At 58.5% G+C, this 21,337-nt stretch carries 19 protein-coding genes; 10 read left to right on the top strand and 9 right to left on the bottom strand.

The window, feature by feature from the left end:
• Positions 1-93: 93 nt before the first annotated feature.
• From ACE103_RS08545 to ACE103_RS08525, 5 genes are all read right to left on the bottom strand, one after another.
• The gene (locus ACE103_RS08545) at positions 94-2,769 is read right to left on the bottom strand and encodes an AAA family ATPase (protein ID WP_375779071.1); all 2,676 of its coding nucleotides are present in this window, start codon (positions 2,767-2,769) and stop codon (positions 94-96) included.
• Positions 2,769-3,899: an exonuclease SbcCD subunit D gene (locus ACE103_RS08540; protein WP_375779070.1), complete on the bottom strand. Its 1,131-nt coding sequence runs from the start codon at positions 3,897-3,899 to the stop codon at positions 2,769-2,771. The genes ACE103_RS08545 and ACE103_RS08540 overlap by 1 nt, the downstream gene beginning before the upstream one ends.
• 563 nt (positions 3,900-4,462) lie before the next feature.
• Positions 4,463-5,098, bottom strand: coding sequence for a dethiobiotin synthase (locus ACE103_RS08535; RefSeq protein WP_375779069.1), 636 nt, complete (start codon positions 5,096-5,098; stop codon positions 4,463-4,465).
• Between the two features lie 1,392 nt (positions 5,099-6,490).
• Positions 6,491-7,138: a hypothetical protein gene (locus tag ACE103_RS08530; protein WP_375779068.1), complete on the bottom strand. Its 648-nt coding sequence runs from the start codon at positions 7,136-7,138 to the stop codon at positions 6,491-6,493.
• Positions 7,113-8,027, bottom strand: coding sequence for a DNA-processing protein DprA (locus ACE103_RS08525; RefSeq protein ID WP_375779067.1), 915 nt, complete (start codon positions 8,025-8,027; stop codon positions 7,113-7,115). The genes ACE103_RS08530 and ACE103_RS08525 overlap by 26 nt, the downstream gene beginning before the upstream one ends.
• Positions 8,028-8,644: 617 nt before the next feature.
• On the opposite strand from ACE103_RS08525, the gene ACE103_RS08520 reads away from it, so the two are divergent.
• From ACE103_RS08520 to ACE103_RS08505, 4 genes are all read left to right on the top strand, one after another.
• Positions 8,645-8,863, top strand: coding sequence for a hypothetical protein (locus ACE103_RS08520; protein WP_375779066.1), 219 nt, complete (start codon positions 8,645-8,647; stop codon positions 8,861-8,863).
• Between the two features lie 825 nt (positions 8,864-9,688).
• On the top strand, positions 9,689-10,429 hold the full coding sequence (locus ACE103_RS08515) for a YqcI/YcgG family protein (RefSeq protein WP_375779065.1): 741 nt from the start codon (positions 9,689-9,691) through the stop codon (positions 10,427-10,429).
• A 214-nt stretch (positions 10,430-10,643) separates the two neighbouring features.
• Positions 10,644-11,897 (top strand): APC family permease, encoded by a 1,254-nt coding sequence (locus ACE103_RS08510; RefSeq protein ID WP_375779064.1) that lies wholly within the window; start codon positions 10,644-10,646, stop codon positions 11,895-11,897.
• A complete protein-coding gene (locus ACE103_RS08505) occupies positions 11,894-12,991 on the top strand; it encodes a radical SAM protein (RefSeq protein ID WP_375779063.1) in 1,098 nt (365 codons plus the stop codon). The genes ACE103_RS08510 and ACE103_RS08505 overlap by 4 nt, the downstream gene beginning before the upstream one ends.
• A 588-nt stretch (positions 12,992-13,579) precedes the next feature.
• Here ACE103_RS08505 and ACE103_RS08500 read toward each other — a convergent pair.
• On the bottom strand, positions 13,580-13,762 hold the full coding sequence (locus ACE103_RS08500) for a PRC-barrel domain-containing protein (protein WP_375779062.1): 183 nt from the start codon (positions 13,760-13,762) through the stop codon (positions 13,580-13,582).
• Between the two features lie 215 nt (positions 13,763-13,977).
• Here ACE103_RS08500 and ACE103_RS08495 point away from each other — a divergent pair, with 215 nt between their 5' ends.
• From ACE103_RS08495 to ACE103_RS08470, 6 genes are all read left to right on the top strand, one after another.
• Entirely contained in the window at positions 13,978-14,295 is a 318-nt protein-coding gene (locus ACE103_RS08495; protein ID WP_375779061.1) for a Dabb family protein, read from the top strand.
• A gap of 161 nt (positions 14,296-14,456) precedes the next feature.
• Complete coding sequence (gene pabB / locus ACE103_RS08490) at positions 14,457-15,851, top strand: aminodeoxychorismate synthase component I (RefSeq protein WP_375779060.1); 1,395 nt, start codon at positions 14,457-14,459, stop codon at positions 15,849-15,851.
• Positions 15,848-16,432 (top strand): anthranilate synthase component II, encoded by a 585-nt coding sequence (locus ACE103_RS08485; protein WP_375779059.1) that lies wholly within the window; start codon positions 15,848-15,850, stop codon positions 16,430-16,432. Before pabB ends, ACE103_RS08485 begins: the two co-directional genes overlap by 4 nt.
• An 831-nt stretch (positions 16,433-17,263) precedes the next feature.
• The gene (locus ACE103_RS08480) at positions 17,264-17,389 is read left to right on the top strand and encodes a hypothetical protein (protein ID WP_375779058.1); all 126 of its coding nucleotides are present in this window, start codon (positions 17,264-17,266) and stop codon (positions 17,387-17,389) included.
• A 172-nt stretch (positions 17,390-17,561) separates the two neighbouring features.
• The gene (locus tag ACE103_RS08475; RefSeq protein ID WP_375779057.1) at positions 17,562-18,308 is read left to right on the top strand and encodes a hypothetical protein; all 747 of its coding nucleotides are present in this window, start codon (positions 17,562-17,564) and stop codon (positions 18,306-18,308) included.
• A gap of 9 nt (positions 18,309-18,317) precedes the next feature.
• Positions 18,318-19,151, top strand: coding sequence for a TIGR02391 family protein (locus tag ACE103_RS08470; RefSeq protein ID WP_375779056.1), 834 nt, complete (start codon positions 18,318-18,320; stop codon positions 19,149-19,151).
• Positions 19,152-19,195: 44 nt separating this feature from the next.
• Here the strand turns inward: ACE103_RS08470 and ACE103_RS08465 are convergent, their stop codons facing one another.
• From ACE103_RS08465 to ACE103_RS08455, 3 genes are all read right to left on the bottom strand, one after another.
• Positions 19,196-19,561: a hypothetical protein gene (locus ACE103_RS08465; protein ID WP_375779055.1), complete on the bottom strand. Its 366-nt coding sequence runs from the start codon at positions 19,559-19,561 to the stop codon at positions 19,196-19,198.
• A gap of 556 nt (positions 19,562-20,117) precedes the next feature.
• Entirely contained in the window at positions 20,118-20,861 is a 744-nt protein-coding gene (istB, locus tag ACE103_RS08460; RefSeq protein ID WP_375779054.1) for an IS21-like element helper ATPase IstB, read from the bottom strand.
• Between the two features lie 13 nt (positions 20,862-20,874).
• The gene (locus ACE103_RS08455) at positions 20,875-21,336 is read right to left on the bottom strand and encodes a hypothetical protein (protein WP_375779053.1); all 462 of its coding nucleotides are present in this window, start codon (positions 21,334-21,336) and stop codon (positions 20,875-20,877) included.
• Position 21,337 lies beyond the last annotated feature (1 nt).

The following is a 21,337-nucleotide window of genomic DNA, read 5'->3' as shown; positions in this document are numbered from 1 at the left end:
TGGAACAAGCGATTTGAGCCTTCACATCCGAGACGTTGTTGCCGGATCCCCCTCATCTCGCCTCCAGAAATTTGTCATCTTCCCGCTTGCAAACTAGGCAACCGCTCGCTCCAGGAGACGCAACGTACGGCCCCCCAGCGGACCAAAGCTTCGCAGCCGGCACGTCAACACGATGATCTGCTGCTTCTTCCCGGCGCGGCTAAGGGCGTCGAACATGCGCTGAATCCGATCATCGTCGCAGTAGACGAGCGCGTCATCGAGAATGATCGGGACCGCGGAGCCCTTTTCCGCGAGCATCGCTCCCATCGCCAGCCGAACCAGAACGGCGATCTGCTCCTGCGTGCCGTCGGACAGGCGGTCGAAAGCCTCGGCACGTTCGCGCCGGATGCCCGTGACAGCGAAATCATCCCCAAGCTCAAGCTCCGCGCCCGGAAACAGGTCATTGAGGAACGGCCGCAGATTGCGCCGCACCGGCTCGTGATAGCGATCGCGGCCTTCCGTCAAGCAGGCCGAGATCGTATCGCGCAAGAGCTTTAGAACCGCAACACGCTCCTCCAGTTGCGCGCAGTGCCGCTCCGCGATCGCGCGCTGCTCCGTCGCCGCAGCCGACGCTTCGCCAACCCCGTCACCGCCGGCTGCTTGGATTTGCCCTGTGAGCCGCCCAACGTCGCGTTCGAGCTGCCGCAGCTCGTCGTTACGGTTGGTGGCGGCCTGTTCAAGCCGGTCGAAACGCGCTTGCCGGCGCTCGATCTCGTCGGCGCCGGGCGCTGTTTGGCGCCGGCCCGTGAGCGTCGCTGCCGCAGTCTGGTGCGCGGCCTCGGCATCCGCCACCTGGATCACAAGCGCCGTGTCGCGTGCCGCGCGCTCATCGTCCGGACAAAGCGCGGCATCCTCGGCGATGCGGTTTCGCAAGCTTTCCAGCTTCGATTCCGCACCGCTCCGGGCAGCGAGAGCGGATTCCAGCGCATCCCGCTGCTGGCGTTGCGTTTCACCCAGACTTTCGCGACGAGCCTCGGCGATCGTGCGGTCCTGCGCCAGAGACACTCGTTGCTTTTCTATCTCAGCGTCCGTCGGCAGGCGTCCGTCTTCTGCCTCCGCGATCACTGCGGCAATCGCAGCTTCCGAATCGTAAAGCGCATTCTTGAGTTTGACGATGCTAGCCTCAGGATCATCGGTCGCGCCGAGAGTGTTTAGTTGCGCGAGGGTGCCTTTGCGGCTTGCTTCAAGGTCTCGGCGCTTGGCGAGAAGCGCATGCGCCTCGGTAACTGTGCCGACCCCAGTGGCTCCGAGTAGCGCAAGACGGCGCTCCTCCAGTTCGGCGCGCAGTTCCTGCCTTGGCTGGACAGCCGGCGTGATCTTGATGATGGCCAGATCAGCGACGGTGATCGTGGTGGGCGTCATGATCGCGGTGCTGTACGGCCCCTCGGCGCAAACGGACCCGATGCGAACCTGTCCGGCCCCCTCGGGCTTGACTTCGACTGCAAGCTGGGCGGCGGCAGCCGACAACTGCGCGTCCAGCGACGCGATCTCCCGCTCAAGCTCATCGAGGCTTTCCACGGTCTTCGGATTGACCTTGATTTGGGCAGACTGCGCATTCGTTTCGCGCAACTCCCCGACCGCCGTCTCAAGAGCCTTCAATTGGCGCTCCAGCTCCTCCTTGCGTTGGTCACGAAGCACGGCCCCGGCAAGACGTTCAAGTTGCCGCTCGCGCGCCGAAAGCGCGTGCAGGGTCTTTTCGACGCTGACAATGTCGAGCTGGGTGCCCGCAAGCGCGACACGCGCCTCCTGCTCCCTCGCTCCTTGTTCCAGCACCTCTCGCGCCAGCGCGGCTTCGGCAACACGGTTGACGTCGATGCGCGCGGTGAGGTCGCGAAATTGCTTGAACCGCTGTGCCGCGACCTCAAGCCCACGCCTGGCTGCGATCTCCTCAGCCTCTAAGCGTCGAAGCTCCTGCGCTGCAGACTGCGCTTCCGCAAGCGTTTCCTTCGCCGCGAGAAGATCAGCGGTGGCTTGTTTCGTCGCCGCCGGATCAGTCAGGTCGCGGTGGCGGCGCCGATATTGCACCAACTCCTGGAATTGGCTGTCGAGCGCGGCAAGCTTGCCGCGGTTCTCGGCTTCAGCGGCTTGCCAGCGCTCGACCTCCGCGAGGGCTCGGTGTAACGGGCCATCGGCGCGTGGCCGTTGTTCAGAATCGGTGAGGTAGCGCTGCAGCTCTACGTTGATATCGTCGAGCGCAAGCCTCGCCCGCTCACCGCCGATCAGCGCCCCGACTTCGGATTCAATGGCCGCATTCATCATAGAGGAGGCGCCGGTGCCGAGAACCGGCGTCGTAAAGGAAGCCCCCTGCCCAACCCATAACAAGCCGAAAGCACCATCATCAAGCGCTCGACCGCTGCCGGGGCTCACGCCCAGAATATCCCACACCGCCTCGTCAGCCTGTTTGGACCTGGCAATTTCGCGGCCGTCTTCGGTGAGGCTCGCGCTGGGCGACCGCAGGAAAGCCTTGCGGATCACATACGCGCGTCCGTTCTGCTCAAAAGCGATCTGCACGGTGGCGGGCAATTGGCTGCCGTCCGAACCAATATCGCGAATCTCCTGCGCCCGGCTATCATGGCGGCAAAACAGACCGGTTCGGATCGCTTTGAACAATGTCGACTTGCCCACCTCATTGCCGGCGGCGAGAACGTTGACACCGTCGCCAAAGCCTTCGACCTGCACCGGGCTCGAGAACCGTCCGAATCCCTCGACGGAAAGCGCCTTGATAAGCATTACGCAGCTTCCTTGCCGTTCTTGCTTGCGACGCGAACAAAGAGGTCGACGAGAGCTTCCTTGGCGTGGCGCCGCCGGTCCGGCGATTGCGCGGGATCATCGCACGTACCCTTCAGGCGATCAGCGGCTCGTGCAAGAACGCCGTCGAAGTCGATCATTTCAAGGTCTGCCTCAGTCGGGCGCACGACGAGTTCGGTTTGGTCGACCTCAAGGTGGAAGGCGGCCGCCTCGAGATCAACAAGACGGCGCTGCAGATCCGCGGCTGCAGCAATGGACAACGCCCCTTCGAGCTTGAGGCGGACGATTGTGTGCGCAAGATCGGGTTCGGCGCGCAGGCGCTGGTCGAGATCGGCGCCCGCCTCAACATCGGCAACCCGCTCGCTGCGGGTGATCCAGCGGTAGGTGCCGGTCGCAAGCGGCGTCACCGCGGGAGGGGCGCCGGCGCCAGCAATATCGACCAGCAGCGCCGTACCGGCCTCCTGTCGCCCGGCGCGGTCAGGCTCTGGTGTCCCGGAGTACCAAACGCAGGGGCCGACCTGCATGGTGCGGTGCCAATCGCCGAGCGCGAGATAGTCGAGGCCCGCACGGCTCGGGCGGGCTGGATCGATCGGATTAGAGGCTTCGCCTTCCTGCCCAAAATTGACGATCGACCCGTGCGCAAGTCCGATTCGCACCGCACCGGCCGGCGTCGGCGCGGAATCCATCCACATCGTAACATCGTCATATTCAGTCTTACGGCAAAGAGGGGCAGGCATGAGGAACGCTCCGTCACCAAGAGGCACCACAACGGGCGAGAGATGGAGATGGACGTGACCAGGCAATCCCAGCTTTGCGAGGCGATCCCAAATGCCTTCTGGCCGGTGCGGATCGTGATTGCCCGGCAGCAGGTGCCATTGAATGTCCGGGAACAACTTGATCCGCTCGATCGGTTCCCGCAGCGTGATCGGATTTGGTGCCTCACTGTCGTAGACGTCCCCTGCGACGAGCACGTGGGCCACGCCATGGGTGCGTGCGAGCTGGCCGAGCCGCTCAACCGCACCAAGACGTGCCTGCCGCAAAGCCTCCTCCTTGACACCAAACTGCTTAAAGACCTTACCGATTTGCCAGTCGGCTGAATGAATAAAGCGCATTGCCGCTCCCATCACGAAGGTTGTCGTTTCAGTATCTCATCCACAGAGGGTGGGCGCTCCGAAAGCGCGCCGGAAGGGCGGACGCAGGGCCGGACCGACCATGCTCATTTCGAACTTTCGAAGGCTGCGATGGTCGATCATTTGAGAGCGACCGTCGGCAGCGACATCTGTAAGCCGCTATCGAATAATTGAACTTGGCTGACTGGACGCCGTGGAATCTGGAGTTGAGGTCCCGGCTGCTACGCACGGAAGGCACAGCCTTGAGCCAGCGCATCAGCAGCACCCCTGATTGACGAGCAGCCGCAACAGCAGGTTTTCACTCCTCGAAAAAACGCCTGCAGCGATGTCGGCGAGGATGAAATGCGTCGGTTTCATCGAGATTTACCTCTGTGATGCAATATGGCGGCATCACGACAACCGCCATCGCTTGTCTTCAGATCGAATGCGGCCATGGCGCCGGTTAAAGATAAGCCCCATCGCCGCGCAAAGACCCTTGTCATCTCGTCCTTAAAGCGCGTGTTGCGTGAACGGATGATGCCAGATCGACGATTTCTTCTTTAGCGTCATGGCTTGAAATCATCGCGGCGGAAGGAGGCCATGAAAGCGGCCTGCAGCGTGTCTGCGGACAAAGGAGCAATCCAGGGCAATCGCCCCAACCACCGCACCCGGCCGATCTCGCAAATTGCCCTCACAGCATCCGAATTCCTTTCGCCAACGAAGGCTATTCCGAGAATGTCGATCTGACGTCTTCGAAGCGCGTCTATGGAAAGCAGTGAATAATTGACTGTCCCCAGAGCAGAGCTCGCGCAGAGCACGACGGGAAGTCGCCATCTCTCGAAGACGTCAATGTAAAGCGTGCCACAATTCAGCGGCTCCATCAGTCCGCCGGCCCCCTCGATCACGAGCGGCTGTCCTCCGGTGTCCGGCACGTCGAGCGAATCCGTGTTGATGCGAACGTCGTCGATCTCCGCGGAACAGTTGGGCGAAACGGCCGTTTGCAGGCGGTAATGCTCGGGCACGATGCGATCGGACGAAAGACTGCCAAGCCGAGCGACGCGCTCGGTGTCGGTCTCTCCTTCGAGGCCAACCTGGATCGGTTTCCAAAAATTCGCGCCGAGGAGATTGACGAGTCCCGCGCAGAAAACCGTCTTTCCGACGCCGGTCCCTGTACCGGCCACCACAATCCGCTGCTGGCTCATCGAGCTTGACCTCCTGTCTCATCGACCAGAGTAGCCAGCATTGTACGCACCTCATCCTCCACGCAATTCAGCGTCGGTCCACAAACGGTATGCCAGTCGAGAGGACCGCCTTACACTTGGGAAGATCGGCAGTTGCAGCGTGCGCAGATTGCTCGGCGGAACGGCCGGATCCAGCGGCATACGATCGGCGCACGGTAATCCGACCTCCCAGCGAATCGAGCAACTGTCTCGTTCGGCGCCGCATCACCCCAGTCAAAAACGGGCCTGTCCCCGTATGCCTACTGAGAGGTTGAGTCATAGAAGTTGCTGCGCACGCCATCGCGCCTTCTCTGAGTTGCGTTTCGTGGGTTGTGACAGGTTAAGATTGTTATCGGCGCACAAATACCGTCCGGATCGGACGAAGGCATTTACGTCCGACAGAATGTGTCCGAATAGATGCAGAACGGTACGATACGAACGAAACTGTACATTGGTGACTGAGTTCACTTGGTTGGCGTCGTTGAAATAGTACTCAATCGTCTTGCGGGGAAAACATTCAACGACGCATATATAGTCGCACCGCAGTGATCTGCGCGTTCCCGACTTGTGCGCGCGCGTATCCATGGATGCGTCGGGCGGTTGGGTCGGTTCTCGCACAAGCGATCGCGATGATCCCGCCAAAGAGCAGTACGGTCCCTCTGCCAAGAAGTGGCAGCTTCTGCTTCGCGACTTTCGTGCTCCCCGCAATCGCCGCGCGAAAGCCGCGCCCGTCGGCCTCGAGCGGGGCCAAAATGACCTTTTCATATGCGTCGCGCTCGCCAGCGCAAGGTCGTCGTCCGAAGCAAATTCAACCCCTGTACGCGGCCTGAGGCTGCACAGACGATGCTCTTTTTCAAAACGTGCACGGCCGCGACATAATCGATTACCTTGGCCGATGAAATCGAGAACCACACGCAGACCAGGGCGCGGCTCGCGATCAGCCTCGTTGGCACATGCGCTTCATCCTGGCTCAACCAAGTGGGGGATTTCATGAAGATACTTTTTCGGCGCCTGCGCTTGCAGTTGCGCTCTGTTCTTGCAGCGCAGCTACAGGCAACTTCACGGATAGAAATACGCTGTCGTTACTCCCGAAATGGCCGCTTCGGTTGCCGGCATACAAACCTTTGCAAACCCATCGCCGACCGACAAGGCTATTGGTCCAGTCAACGCTTCTGGCTGTCAGAAATTGGCGTCAGACCCAATACCGACATACCGACTGAAGAGCACGCGGTTTCTGCTTAAGCCACAGGCCGCTGCGAGAGGCGCGAATGCTGTAGCGAACGTTTCCGCCAGCACTGGATACGCGTCAGTCATCGCCAATTGCTGGACGACAGCGACGGCCAACGGTGTCGCTATTATTCACCGAAACTAGCTTCACAGCTTAAGCAGATCGTCCTGCGAGAGATCGCTGAAGGGGTTTGGAATAGCCCGTCTCGCAACGAATAGACCAATCACGCGGACTTGCGGGGCGCGCTCCAAAATCATCTCTTTGACGGCCTTGAAATGAGAGCCCGTCGTGAGGACGTCGTCGAAAATACCTACGATACCTCGCAGGTTTGGTAGTTGGCTCTCCGCGATCCGGTAATTTTGCTTGAGTTCAGCCGGCGACTTCCTGTTGCCGCCCTTGAACGTGTCGGTGGAGGCGATCTGTTCGACCAGTTCACGGACGTCTGGCGGAGACGCCGCGCGGATTGCCCTGCAAACCTGAACCATCCGATCATCGTAGGCCGGATCAGCTTTAATTTTCGACGGTGGAACCGGCACCAGAGTAGCTTGCGCCAGCCAATCCGCGTTCAGGACCGATGATAGGTCGTGTGCGCATCGAGCAATCGCCGGAGCCTTGTAGTGGTACCCACAGTCGCTTCGCTTCTTCTGAAGATTGTGGATCAACTGGTTGGTCTCGCCCCCACGCCATCCCTGACCAGCCGTGTACTCATAGAGAAAATGACAGTCGTCACCCTCATCGAGGTACGAATGATCACGCCGGTTCGTCTCGTCAATTTGCTGGAGCAGGCGTGCCATCACCTAATGCGCCCCAGATATCGTCGAGATCGCGAACACGGATCGCGCCTCGCTTCTCAAAGTTTGCCGGCCACGTGATGTCATCCCGCTTGAAACAAGAATCAAGGATGAAGAGCTTGCGACCCTGCTGAAGGGCGGCCCTCGCCTGCGTGAGCGTTCCACTCGTGTCGCTGGCCTCGACGATGATTGTCCCCTCAGTTAGGGCACTCATCGTGACGTTCCGCTCCGGGAAGAACAGCTTATTTTGCGGCACGTGCTGGCTGGCGTACCGGAGCACTGGCACCTGAGAAATGAGCAGATGCTCCTCCGCGATCCCGCGCTGGAGAGTTTGATTTTCCCTTGGATAGTAGGTCCCGATCGGCGTTCCGATCACTGCGATGGTGTGCCCCTTCGCCTCAATCGCAGCAGTATGAGCTGCAGTATCGACGCCCGTTGCCAGTCCTGACACGACAGTGAAGCCGCGCTCGACCAATGCACGTGAGAGCTTGCCCGCACGCAATTTCCCGTCTTCGCTCGGATTTCGACTGCCCACGACGGCGACACACCGAGTCTCGACTAGCTCCCAAGCGCCCTGGAAGTACAACAACTCGACCGGATGCCTCGCGTCGCGAAGCTTACCTGGATAGTTGCCCGTGAAGTTCAAACGAGTGCCAAACCTGGAAACTCCAGCTTTCTTGAGCGCCGTCAGAACCTCAGCCGCGCGAGCGTCCGCTATGGCCCCGGGTACGAAGTCGGAAGGGACAGCAGTCGGATCTGAGGCAAACTTCTCCGCGATCGTCTTGAAGGTCGCACCCTTTTCGAGCCAGAGAGCCTCGTACGCTCCCAGCTCCCTGCGCGGCGAGATCGACCGTATGGCTGGGCCGTCATTCATTCGTGCGAGAAGATTCATCGTTCAACCCTAGCTAGCCGTTGCGGCGGCGTCGAATCCTGCTGCGCCGAAGTCCACTAGTTTGCGGGACGACGATTCAGGACCTTGAACCGCCGCCAGTAGTAGCTGCCAATAGAGAACAAATCAAGAATATATCGATAAACGCATGTAGATCATAAACTTACATGGTAAACCGTTGATAAACTCCTCGGTTCCTGACGGAACCGGACCCAAGAATCGTGCGCCTCCCGTCGCTTACGCCAACACCCGCCTCGCCTTCGCATCTTTCACCGCAGCGACAACGCGCGTTGGCAATTCAGCGTTCTGGCGGGCCGGAGCCTGATTGACCAGCGCCACGGTCTTTTCGCTGGCGTCACCTTGGATGTAGACCGACCCACCGTGCCCCCACGATTGCAGGTGGGAGAGAATGTATTCGAGTGGAGCGTAAAGACGCCGTCTTCCAGGTCGATGTGGCGCTCAGTCAATGGCCAACTTAGTTTGCCAATCCGGAAACGCAGTCGCCGCAAGGCCAATTTTCAGGACACCTGCGGCAATCTCATCAGTTCCTGTGGTCGCGGCAAGGAACTGAAGCAAGCCTGTGGAACACCGCGGGCGTACGACCACGTTGCGAATTGCGGGTGCAGCTCTTCTCTAAAGGCTTTAGCCTCCGCAATCGTGAGGTTCTTGATCTGAGAAAATTTCCCGTCGTACTCAGCGTGGTGATCCATGCACATGAACGCCAAATTGCCCGGATCGTCGTTGCCAGGGTCGCGATCCAGATGAGCGATTTGCCCTCGTTTCAGACCATCGTCGCGCTTCAATCCGAAGCAAATGCAGCATCGACGACGCGAGTTTAGCAGGACCTCCGTTTCGACCGCACCAGCGGTACGTTTTCGCCTCGCCATCGGGCTGATTCACGTCCCAGGGGATCGTTGCTTGCGCCGGAGCCAATTGTCGTGAGCCTGCTGCGGCGAAATGCCCTTTTTGCGTGCCGTGCGCCGTATGTTGCGCATTGTAGCCCACGTGGTCGCGCAAGAGAGTTGGGGGACAAGGGTGCTACTACGGGCTCCAGGGAAAATCAGCCCTCTCCACGTAACGAACGGCCGCAATGGCAACAGCTAACGCGATGAGCATGCCGACCACCGAAGTAGCGGCTGTTCGCAACCAGCTCGCTGCTGATTAATGGCATCGCGAATCCGGCTCATGTCACGCGCCGCGTCAAGTCTTCCGGGAAGAAGGTAGATCGGCATGCGAGATGGGCGACAATTGTCTCGATGAAGCGTTCGATTCTTGCAGGAAGGTCTGGTGTTGGACATCAGACATCGTGTCATGAGAGAGCGATCGTGTTGCTTCGAAATGAGTTTCGCATTTGGCACGGTACCTGCAGGGCCATCGGCAAACGCGCTGCGTCATGGACTAAGACGAACTCATCCCTTGGTCGGGCGTGACGAACATAGCGGTTGCTACAGCCAAGAACTCCGCTCTTGAGCCGACGGAGGAGCCTGGCCGCAAGAGACTGAGCTGCGCAGATGCAGCCGCGCTGTTTGAAGCGAAGCTCTTCGCGCGGGAACGTGCTTGGACGGCGATCGCACAGGAGACGGGCAATCGCAAATGCACACCGCATCGCACCAGTCCGTCAGGGATCGCCAATAATGCTTGGCCACCTAAATCGGAGAAAATACATGCTCATCAATCAAGGAGACAATCTCCCTGCAAAGTTCCAGTGGGGGCACGCGGCGATCTCGCATGTTCTGTCCAAGGTCGACAATGCGGCAGAAACCGGACCGCGATTTCCCTGCTTCTTCGGGCAGCACGCTGTCAAGCACGGCAATTTACGCTTTCTCCTCATTCCATACGATTTCGAACGATTACGGTACGAGCTTGATCTTTTGGTTTGCGGCTTACGCGCTTACATTGACGATGTTGATATCGACGCCCTCGACATCAAGCGCCACCGTCCGTTACTCGCGCTTTTTGAGCCGATCGCCACCCTCACGACCACGAGTCAATTCAAGCAGGTCTTCGTAGAAGCGATGCAGCTTCTAATCGAAGAAGATCGGCGACCCTGGCCCGCGCACGTGCCCAAGGATCCTGTGCATCACAGGTGGACGATGTGCTTTCACGGCTGTGAACTCTTCGTAAACGTAAGTCATCCATCACACGTTCTTCGCAGAAGCCGAAACATGGGAGCCGGGTTGGCCTTCGTTGTCAATCCGCGCAAGATCTTTGACATCGCTGCTCCCGCCGATCGGCGAGGCAGAGCTATTACGGCAAAGATCAGACACAACATCGACGTCTACGATGGCGTCGCCCACAGCCCGCTTCTGGGGTCATACCTTCTAGGCGAAGCGCAGTGGCCTCAGTACATGATCCCCGACAACAATGAGGATGCCCCGCTCGAGTGCCCTCTGCACTTCAAGTGACCGGCAGCGCGTCAACGGCTTCGTTCGCCCCGGATCGCAGGGTCCATTTGGGCGTCAGGCAATCTGGCGAGTGGTGCTTGGCTCTCCTATCCGGACGACGACATGAGCCGGATCAACGGCTTGTAAATCAGAGCCCCGGCGACGGCGCCCTCTACCAGCAGACCGTCGATGAGTCGATCTGGCCACCACAGCGAAACGTCATTCAGAGGCCAGCATGAACGACGAAAGCCAGAGCGAATTCAACGGGCACCTGGAGCTTGCCTCCGGGATTTTGCTTGTGGTTACAGTCATTCTTGGATCCGGCATTCTCGTACTTCCTGGACTCGTGTTCGAGCGAATCGGCGGGGATGGCATCTACGCCTGGCTCGCATGCTCGCTGCTCACAGTGCCGATCCTCGCCACGATGGTGATGTTAGGGAGTGCCTATCCGAGCGCAGGCGGGGTTGCATACTATGCGAAGCTTGCTTTTGGTCCGTACTCCGAGTTGCTCGTGGCATTGCTCTTTCTTGGAGCCGCAACGCTAGGCTTACCATCGATCGCGATTGTGGGGGCGGCCTACCTGCAGAAGCTGATTGGCCCCGGTGTCGGCATTCATCTGCTTGCCACACTGTTGATCCTGCTTGCCAGCTTCCTTGCCCTGCCCGGTGGTGAGACCCTCTCGAGGAGTATAAGGCTGGTGGGCGGTTCGTCGTTATCTCTTTTGGTAGCCGTCCTCATTGTCTTGCTCGTGCTAGCAGTACGGGCCAATGGCGTTGGGTTCAGTCGACCTGAAAATTTTTCATCGATCGCGGGTCAGATTCCGTTGATCTTCTTCTCCTTTACAGGTTGGGAAATCGCCTCGCATCTGGCTGCAGACTTTCAAAATCCGAGCAAGACTTTTGGCCGAGCCATGTTCTGCTCGTTCCTTCTTGTCTGTAGCGTATACATCGGCAGCGCGGCGCTGGTGCATGTTGCTGATATCAAGTCGAACTTCAACACGCCAATATTTCAGGCCGCGGCGCAGGTTGCGCCATCCGCGCCAGGCTGGCTGGTTGCTCTGCTTGGCGTATCGCTGATCGCCGCCAATCTATTCGGGTCAGTTGTGGCCGTCTCGCGAATTATTCTCTATCTCTCCTGCCGGCGCATCCTTCCTGCCAGTCTCAGCTACTTGCGCAATGGAGCGCCTCGCAACAGTGTCTATTTCGTGGCTGCATTGCTGATCGTGGTCGTGGCCTGCGACCGGATTGGACTGGTCGATATTGAAATGATGTTCCGCTTGGCCGCAATGAACTTTCTGGCCATTTACATGATTTCGGCCATTGCACTCGTCAGACTCCGGCAATCCCTGGTTTCGTGGCTGCTCGCTGCCGTGGTTGTGGGTCCATCTGTGCTGATCATACTCAGCGCCGCATCTTCTCCTTCCTATATCGCATTGACCGCCCTTATTGCCTACTTGCTGAAGCGCAACAATCGAACGAGTTCGACATGAATCAGCTCTACATCGATGAGGTGTTCAGTACCATCTCGATCAAGGAGGGGCTGCTACCCGTGAAGGTCACGCCATTCTATGAAAGTAAGATCAAGGAAGAAGTTGAGGCGCTCGGCAATCATCTGGGGCCGCTTCACCGAGTGTCGTTTCCGACGCAGGACAGAATCTCATTAAGGGCGCCCAACGAGGTAAAGGACTTCGTCGATGACCGGTCAAATGCCTGTGGCCGCACTAATAGGACGTCGGCGGTCAGAAAGTATGCCGACCGCGTACTGTTCCTAACCACCTCGAAGTGCTTTGGGAACTGCCAATATTGCTTCCGCGCGGACGCACTCAACGAGAGCGTCGGCATGGACGCGCGAACTGAACAAGATGCCGATTTACAGCAACTGATCGAATACCTCCATAGCCAGCCGGACGTCACTGAAGTGATCCTGTCAGGCGGAGATCCGCTAATCCTGCCCGCGCCACAGCTGTCGGCCATTATCGAAGGAGTTCGATCGGTTTCATCCGTGAAGTCAATCCGAATTCATACAAGGGCGATCGTCTATGAGCCGAGAGCTTTCACTGCGGAGAAGATTGATCTGCTTGCGGACCATAACCTCCGCCTTACCTTCCACATCGTGCACCCATATGAAATCTGTGAAGAAGTGTCGGAGAAGATTGCAGAGCTTCGACAGCACAAGCTTAGGCTCTACAACCAATTTCCACTGTTGCGTAACACAAATGACCACCATGTGGTCCTTTATCGGCTCCTGGAAAAGCTCGACGAGATCGGCGTACGCAATCTTTCAATCTTCATTCCGGACCCTATTCACTTCTCCGCGGCATTCCGTGTGCGTTTGAGCCGCATCTGGCGCATTTCCGATCATCTTAACTTCATTTCACCATCATGGATCAATTCCACACGCTTCGTGTTCGACTCCCATCGCGGAAAGGTGAGGCGAGAGCATTATAGCGCAACGAATGGCGACACTGATGTCGCCATCTTCGTGCGAGACGGTGATCAGATTTCTTTTCCCGATTTTCCTGAGTATCTTGATGTCCCCGGCAGGATCGAATTCATGCTATGGAAGGAAAAGTGGTGCTCTTAAGCGACGACGTGTGAGATATGATCTCCCGCCAGCTCTGTGGATTCGAGCACCGCATCATCACCGGCACGTTGAGGGAGCGGAAGCCGGGTCTGCCGGCGGCCTTTGTCGCGAACGATGAGTGTCGCGTACGGCCAATCGAGGTCAGGAAGGCGGACACCGGCCGGGGCGCTATCGTCTGCGCATATTGCGACGGATCGTTCCGCTTCAAGGTCCTGCGGTGCGCAGAAGGACAGAGGGCTCGCTGAGGCGTCCAGGCCTGCAGCAGCGCCCCTGAGCGCTGGGAGCCCAGGACACCGCAACCACGACGCATCAGCGCGCTCCGTGCCGCTCGGGATAACTGGCATATTCCTCTCGCCTGGCCGGTTCGCCTTCGCCCATCCCGATTTTGCATGCGGCGCGAAGCGAGCTCGCATTCGACGGCGGCCACAGCCACCGGCATGGGTTAGAAGCAGGAATGGTAGTCGTTCACCGCTCTCGCCCGTTGCGGATCCTCCCAGTTCCAGTCGTTGTCATTGCCATATTCCGGCGCTCCCTGCAGCCTTTCCACAGCGAGGTTGGGCCGGCAGCCGCCGAGACCCGTATCGTCATTCAAGGATCGCAGCGTAGCTGGGAGTGATCGTAGCCGATCCCCCAGAAGCCACCGAAGCCGAGAACCGCGTACGACAGCTGACTGCCGGCCTTGTCGACCATCACACGCTCGACCGAGCCAGTCTTCTGGTTGTCGGCGTCGTACACTGCGGTCGCCTCGACCTTTGGTTTGGCGATCAGCATCCCTGTTTGGCGCCTTTCCGTTTCCTTCGCAAATCCTCCTCGTCTTGAAAAATAGATGCCGGATAACGGCGTACGCCAGTTTCGGACGCTTTTGTTGCAAGGCCGGACCTCGCGCAGCGTCGAACACCCCTCCTGCTGCCAACTTCCCGACAGCATTGCGCCGGGCTTGATGCCGATATAAGAACGGCAGTTGTAGCGTCACGTTTGCAGCCATCATGATCCGTCACATCGTCTTCTTCACAGCCAAGGATCAGGCCAGTATCGACCAGATCGTCGAAGGTCTGTCAGTTCTCACCTCGGTCCCGTATGCACGCCGGCTTGAGATTGCGCGCAACCGCAAGAGCGATCAGCTCGGCAACGAGATCGACGTCGTGGTGTACGGAGAGTTCGAGAGCGAGACGGATCTCGCTGCGTACAAAACGCACGATATTTATCAAGAAGCGATCCGGCGCGTCCGGCCACTTCGGGAACTGCGGTTTGCCGCTGACTACGAACTGTCAGCAGACGTCTATTTCGCTGGAACGTCAGGGTGAGCCAAGTTGCTCGACGCCCCCCACGAGCTGGCCGCAGCCAAGCTTGATGATGATCAGCCTCGAGGCTTTGTACGTGCCGGACGGAAGTTACGCTTGTTCGCGGCAGGACAACGATCAGAGCCTGCTTCACAGTCTACCCGTTGTCGGTAACCGATAGCCCCATGCACGTCCGAGAGTTGCAATGGATCGAGCCTGTCGTGGCGCTTCGGTGCCTTGCGCAGCGTCCGCAGCTTACCTTTCTCGATAGTGCGGGAGGGCATGAGCTGCTCGGGCGGTACTCATATCTGGCCTGCGAACCGTTTGGCACCTATGTGGTCGCCGATGGACAGGCAAGCTGGAATGCGGAGGCCGTTCGTGGCGATCCATGGGATGCCCTCCGCAACCTTCTCTCCAGATACCCAGAAGCGCATCGCCCCGATCTCCCGCCGTTCCAGGGCGGAGCTGCCGGCTTCCTTGCCTACGATCTGAACCGCACACTGGAGCGGCTGCCTGCCCCGTCAATCCCCGGTCTCCGATTACCTCAAGCGATTCTACATTTCTATGACGTGGTGGTCAGCTTCGATCACCGGGACCACAGGTGCTGGATCGTCTCGACCGGATGGCCGGAGCAGGAGGCCGCTCGACGAACCGAGCGGGCGCGTCGCCGCGCCGACGAGTTTGCAGCATTGCTTGCCAGGCCAAAGTTGCCGAGGATTATAATCCCGAGCACAGCTGGCGCATGGCATTCGAACTTTAGCCGTGAAGGCTTCATGGCGGCGGTTCAGCGCGTCATTGAGTTGATTCTGGCTGGGGAGATATTCCAGGCGAACATCGCGCAATGCTTCAGCGCCAGGGTGTCGCCGCTGTTCGATCCGTTGACCTTCTATTGCCAGCTCCGGTCATTGAACCCGGCGCCCTTTGCAGCCCTCTTGCGCTACGGCAAGCTGACGATCGCATCGAGCTCTCCGGAGCGATTTCTGAAACTGGACGGACGACAGGTCGAAACGCGCCCCATCAAGGGCACAATCGCGCGTTCCGCTGATTCCAAGGAAGATCGGCGCCGCGCCGGAGACCTTCTCGCGTCCGAAAAGGATCGCGCCGAGAACATCATGATCGTCGACCTGCTGCGCAACGACCTGTCACGCGTGTGCACAGACAATTCGGTCGAGGTTACAGCACTATGCAACCTCGAATCCTATGCCTCAGTGCACCACCTCGTCTCGATCGTCAGGGGCGCACTTGCCGCGGACCAAGACGCGGTTAGTCTGCTTCGCGCCTGCTTTCCGGGCGGTTCCGTGACCGGCGTTCCAAAGGTGCGAGCAATGGAAATCATTGCGGACATCGAGAAAGTGGCCCGAGAGGTCTATTGCGGGGCGATCGGCTTCATCGGATTCAATGGCCACATGGACACCAACATTGCGATCCGCACGGTGACGATCGACGACGGCTTGGCTATTTTTCATGCAGGCGGAGGAATAACGGCGATGTCAAATCCCGAAGCCGAATATGAGGAAACGCTTGCCAAAGCACGGCGACTCTTTGACGCTTTTGGTTCCGAGGTATCTGGTGCATTTTGATTCTCATCATCGACAACTACGACTCCTTCGTGTTCAATATTGCGCGTTATTTCCGCAAGCTTGGCGCTGCGACGACAGTAGTCCGGAATGACGCGATCAGTCTCACCGATCTCGTTGCTTTCAAGCCGCTTGCGATCGTCATTTCTCCCGGTCCCTTCACGCCAATGGAGGCCGGCATATCCACTGCGGTCGTCCGCGAACTTTCGGGTCGTGTCCCAATTCTTGGCATCTGTCTCGGACACCAGTGTATTGGCAGCGTTTTCGGCGGACGCGTGGCGCGTGCAGGCCGTCCCATGCACGGCCGATCCTCGTACATAACGCATGATGGCCGAGGGTTGTTCAAGGAACTCCCGTCTCCACTTTCTGTCGGACGCTACCATTCTCTCGCGGTCGAACTCGATCAGTCAGACGCGTCGCATCTCGTGGTGACAGCCCGTTCGGATGAAGGTGAGATCATGGCTTTGGCACATCGGTATCACCCAACCTATGGCGTACAATTCCACCCGGAGTCAGTACTTACTCAGCAAGGTCACGTGTTGCTTCTGAATTTCTTGCAACTTGCAGAGAGTTTCCCTGCGTGAGGATCGAGACTTCGTTGCGCGCGTGGCAGCCTACGAGCGTATCGCAAGCCGCCACCCGATGAATCTAGCTCGGCATAACGGCGTACGAAACAGCTGTGGCCTGTTGAAGATGTAACGAAAGCGCGAAAGAGCTCAATTGGTACGCTGCGTACGCAACTTTTTCTTTTCGTGCGGGCTCAATTGAATTATTTGAGCTATCAATGCGTTGCTCATCGACTGGCCTCCATTTGACAAATTGGCGGCTCATCCTTTGGCCAAGTCGCAAGATTCTTATTCGAGATCCGCCAAGCGATTGGCGGTGCCTTGCGGTTGCCTTGCTACCGCTGCCCTAGCGGGCGTTTCCTCCCTTGACTTGGCCGCCGGTCCCATTGGATCGGCGGCCTCTTGTTACGTTAAGGCTCTCATGATTGGCATGGATCAATCAGCGCTGAACCGAGGACAGCGCCGAACGGAGACAACGTGCGCGATCGGGATTGACAAGAATTTATGCAGCACAGAGGCGTACAATTCAGCATTCGAGAAGCGTTGCCAGGCGAATGGCGCTACAGTTTTGAGATCGATGGCAAGACGATCAGTGGCAAGACTCAAACAAGGTTGCAGCTTCTTGCGGTCCGTAGGGTCAAGGATCGCATTAATCGTGAGCTGAATCGTAGCGCGGAAAGTGAGAGTTGATATTGGAGTGGGCTTCTCACGTCGCCAAACCTGCTTGCCCGGTGAGTGCCACGTCCCTCGCGCAAACTGGTTCATTTTCTTGTGGGACAACCATAACTGGTGCTTGCGAGAAGGAACCCGGTCCGCCAGCATGTATCAGAACTCACAAAGGATGGGGCGATGGCCAAAAAAGCCAAAAAGGCCAAAAAAGCCAAAATGGTCAAAAAGGCGATCGGGCGTCACGTTCCGGCACGCTCGACGGACTGGATGCGTCCTCCCCGCAGCAAGGCTAAGAAAAAGCGATGAGCAGAGACCAGAAGCCGGGTTCCGGGGGGCCCGACAGTCACAGACCACATGAACGCCCTCAGGAAAGACCTCGTCCGGCCCAGGAAGAATGGATTCGTCGCGACGATTCCCAAGGAAATCGCAAGGTTGAGAAAACCACGGACTGGATCAAGCCTCCGCCTGAGAAAAAGAAGTGAGCGACTGGCCTGACGCAGGCGGCGGCTATTACTACGTTGCCTTCGCAGTCGAGAAATCCCGACGATATCATTCGAAGATGCGGGCATTCTACGAGTGGTGCTACTATCTTACTCGAGCCGCGACCGCGCTGACAGGAACGGCAAGCTTTTTCGTTGTTCTCGCAAAGGATCTAGGAATTGCGAAATATCTGACGGGAGTTGTCGCGGTCTCTGCCGCTCTTGATTCCGTTTTTCGGTTCAACCGCAAAGCGCGAGTACACGACCTTTTATGTCGACGATTCACCGATCTCAGCGCAAAAATAGCTGTTTGGGAACCAAAGCCCGCCGCTTTGAGGAAAGCAAGAGCCGAGAGGCTTCGCATTGAGCGCGACGAACCTCCAGTACGACGGCTGATTGACCTACAGGCGCACAACGAAGAATGCAGGGCGTTAGGCAAGGCCGAAGGTCTGCTCATCCCACTGGACTGGTGGCAACGGACGTTTGGCTACGTCTTCACTTTCGGGATGAAGCGCTTGGAACAATGGCGCGCCGATCAAGAAAAAGCGGGATCGATTCAGACAGCCGAGCCAACTATCGTTGATGCTTTACCAAAGCAAGATGAAGCCACGGATATTCTGGCGACTGAAACGGGCAGCGAAAAAACTCCTGAAGGCGGGTCCTCCGGAGAGATTTTGCCCGTCCGTAACGTCGAGGAAAGTAAAACCGATTTCAGTGGGCCGCGCCCCGCTCCCCCGAGACGATAGAAGACCTCGATGCAGTCAATGAAAGTGTCAGAGCTTCTTGCCGCCCTGGATGAATTCAGGAGCAAGCTGACGGAGCACAGGGAGTTATGGAGCAAATCGTTAAACAACATCGTCCCCGACTTCCCGATCAGAAATCAGAAGGAGCTTGAAGAGCAAAGCCATTGGCTGACGCGCCGTCTTGGTGCACTCCGCCCTTATATCGAGAGGTTCGATTCCAATTGGATCATGCAGCATCCCGCTACTGGCTCGCTGTGGGATGGACTCGACGCCGCTTCGGGTCTCAGCTCCGTCTCGCAGATCAAGGGGCCATCCCTACGGAGCACAATCGAAAAACTAAACACCATTGCCGGTAGGATTGAAGGGCTCGATCAGAGTGACGCGGTGCCGTCGGATCGCAACGTGCCGATGCGGTCGGGCTTGGGGCCGGATCGCCTGATGTTCGCATACACAGCCCATTTACATCCGTACATCGCAAAAGGATGCTTCAAGCTCTTTGTCGACGAACACTACGCACAAGCCATCGAAGAGTCAGCAAAGGCGGTATTTCAGTATCTTCGAGAGGTAACCAGCCTGACGCTTGACGGGTCTGCGCTCGCTCAGCAGGCGTTCAGCTTGAAGAAACCTATTCTTGCGTTCAGCGACCTAGCTGACGAAACAAAGAGGAATGAGCAACTCGGATTCATGGAAATGCTATCGGCTTACGCGAAGGGTGTCAGAAATCCCCTTGCTCACACGCACGGCAAGCAGGAGGAACAGCAAAAGGCATTTGAGTATCTGTGCCTAGCGTCGCTCCTTTGCAGGCGCATTGATGATGCGACACCAGAGCCAGGGTCAGGCCACTGAGCTGGGGGACGTGGCGTCGGCCTTGGCTCTGTGTCCGCTACGGGTCAAAGTGCTGTTGCGATTGCCCTTATCTCATCAGCGCTCAACGTGCCGTTGATGAAAGCTTGCATGATCGTTTCGGGTTCGGCATCGTCCAATTCAACGGTGCGGGCCGGTGGCAGGCAATAACGCAAGACTAACTCCAACGCTTTCCAGTGCGATGAACTTTCTTTGTCGTTGAGCGCTTCGCGAAGTCGTTCGATAGCGTCCTTCCTCATTTCCTTGATGCTTGCGAGCATCTCGGATGACAGCTTGTTGCGAGCGCCGACTGGCCTAACAGTATTAGCCGGACCGGACACGAAGCGGCCCCGTTCGTCCTTTGCGGCCGTTAATTTACCGGGAATAACGGCTAGGTCAGGCGGCATGGTCATCGTTCTAAATCCATCGAACGGTGAAACGACTTAGCATCCCGATACGATTGCTGAAATGGCGCTCGCTCATACCATCAAAAACAAGACCGAAAGAGGTCCAGCTCGAACATACGTGTGATTGAACCGTTAGAAGCCCAGCGCAGTGTCAAACTTCATAGCCACGTACGACTTGGTCGAAACACGCCCAGATCAGCATGAAACCTTTTTCGAGTAGGCGATGGCACGCGTTGGAGTGTTTGGAAAACGGGAGGCGACGGCCGCTCGTATCGCCTGCCGAACACGGCGCTTGCGCATTCCAGGGATGGCGATCAGCGATTGCAGGCGATCGTGATCACGGTTTCCAGACGATGGTGATCACTTGCGGAGGCGAACACGACTGACGTGTTTATCTGTGCTGGAAATGGTCTTCCTGGTCAAGACGGGCGGGAGGGCTTGGAGATCGGTCCAGCGGTCCATGGGAGGGCCCCGCGCGCGGCGCGGAGTGGCCCCCACGAGCGACGCAGCGGCGCGCGCGGGAGGGACCTGTGGGCCGGTGGGGCGATCGGGCGCGCGGTGGTCACGCTGTTGTCCTATCGTCGGCCCGTCGACGCAGGCTGTCGCCTTTGAGCTCGATACGGTGGGCGTTGTGAATGATGCGGTCCAATATGGCGTCGCCGAGTGTGGGATCAGCAATAACGTCATGCCATTGCGACACGGGGACCTGACTCGTGATCAACAATGATCCCTTGTCGTAGCGATCATCGACGATCTCGAGTAGATCACGGCGCTGGTCGGCAGTGAGCGCTTCGGGTCCCCAGTCGTCAAGGATAAGCAGGTTGACGCGCTCCAGCGCCGCGATCAGGCGGGCGAGACGACCTTCGCCACGCGCTTGGGCGAGATCGGCGAACAAGCGGGGCACGCGCTTGTAGAGGACGGAGAAGCCATCGCGGCAGGCTCTGTTGCCGAGCGCGCAAGCCAGCCAGGACTTGCCGGTGCCGGTCGGACCGACGATGACGAGATGGTTGTGCTCGCGGATCCATTGGCAGCTGGCGAGGCTCTGCAAGAGCGAACGGTCGAGACCACGAGCGGTGCGATAGTCGACATTCTCGATGGTGGCGGCCTGGCGGAGCCTGGCACTGCTCAAGCGCCGTACGAGGCGGCGGTTGTCGCGGGCGGTGACCTCGCGATCGACGAGGAGACCGAGCCAATCGGGGTGCGGCATCTCGGCGGCCTCGGGATTGTTCTGCAGTTCGATGAGGGTATCGGCCATGGCGGTGAGGCCGAGCGCGCGTAGGCGGTCGACGGTCGGATGAATGAGCACAATGATCTCCTGATTAGTTGTAGTAGCTGCGGCCGCGGATGTTGGCGTGGAACAGGATGGGCGCCTCCTGGGCGGGAGGAGCGGTTTTATCGGTGGCGTTCTTGAGGATGGCGGCGACCGACTTGTAGGAACGGGCATTGAGCAGCAGCGCACGGGCGCAGGCGGCGTCGACGCGTTCCTGACCATAGCGCTTGACCAGCCCGAGGATGCCAATGGCCGAGCGGAAGCCCTGTTCCGGATGCGGCCGCGCCCGCAGGATGACGTCGATCAGCGTCTCGGTGTCGGGGCCCACTTTGGTGGCTTCACAACGAATCCGCTCAGGAGTCCAGTCGCGGTAGCGGCGATGCGAGCTTGGCATATGCTCGGCGATCGTCGTTGGTCGATGCGGCAGAGTGCTGCGCAGATGCGACGCGACGCGCTTGCCGCGCAGGAAAATCTCGACGGTCCTTCGGGTGATCCGCGCCTCGACCTCCAAT

It is taken from the genome of Bradyrhizobium sp. ma5 (assembly GCF_042258955.1).
In the GTDB taxonomy this organism is placed as follows: domain Bacteria; phylum Pseudomonadota; class Alphaproteobacteria; order Rhizobiales; family Xanthobacteraceae; genus Bradyrhizobium.
The sequence above is the reverse complement of the archived record's forward strand: the minus strand, read 5'-3'. Positions and strand labels throughout refer to the sequence as shown.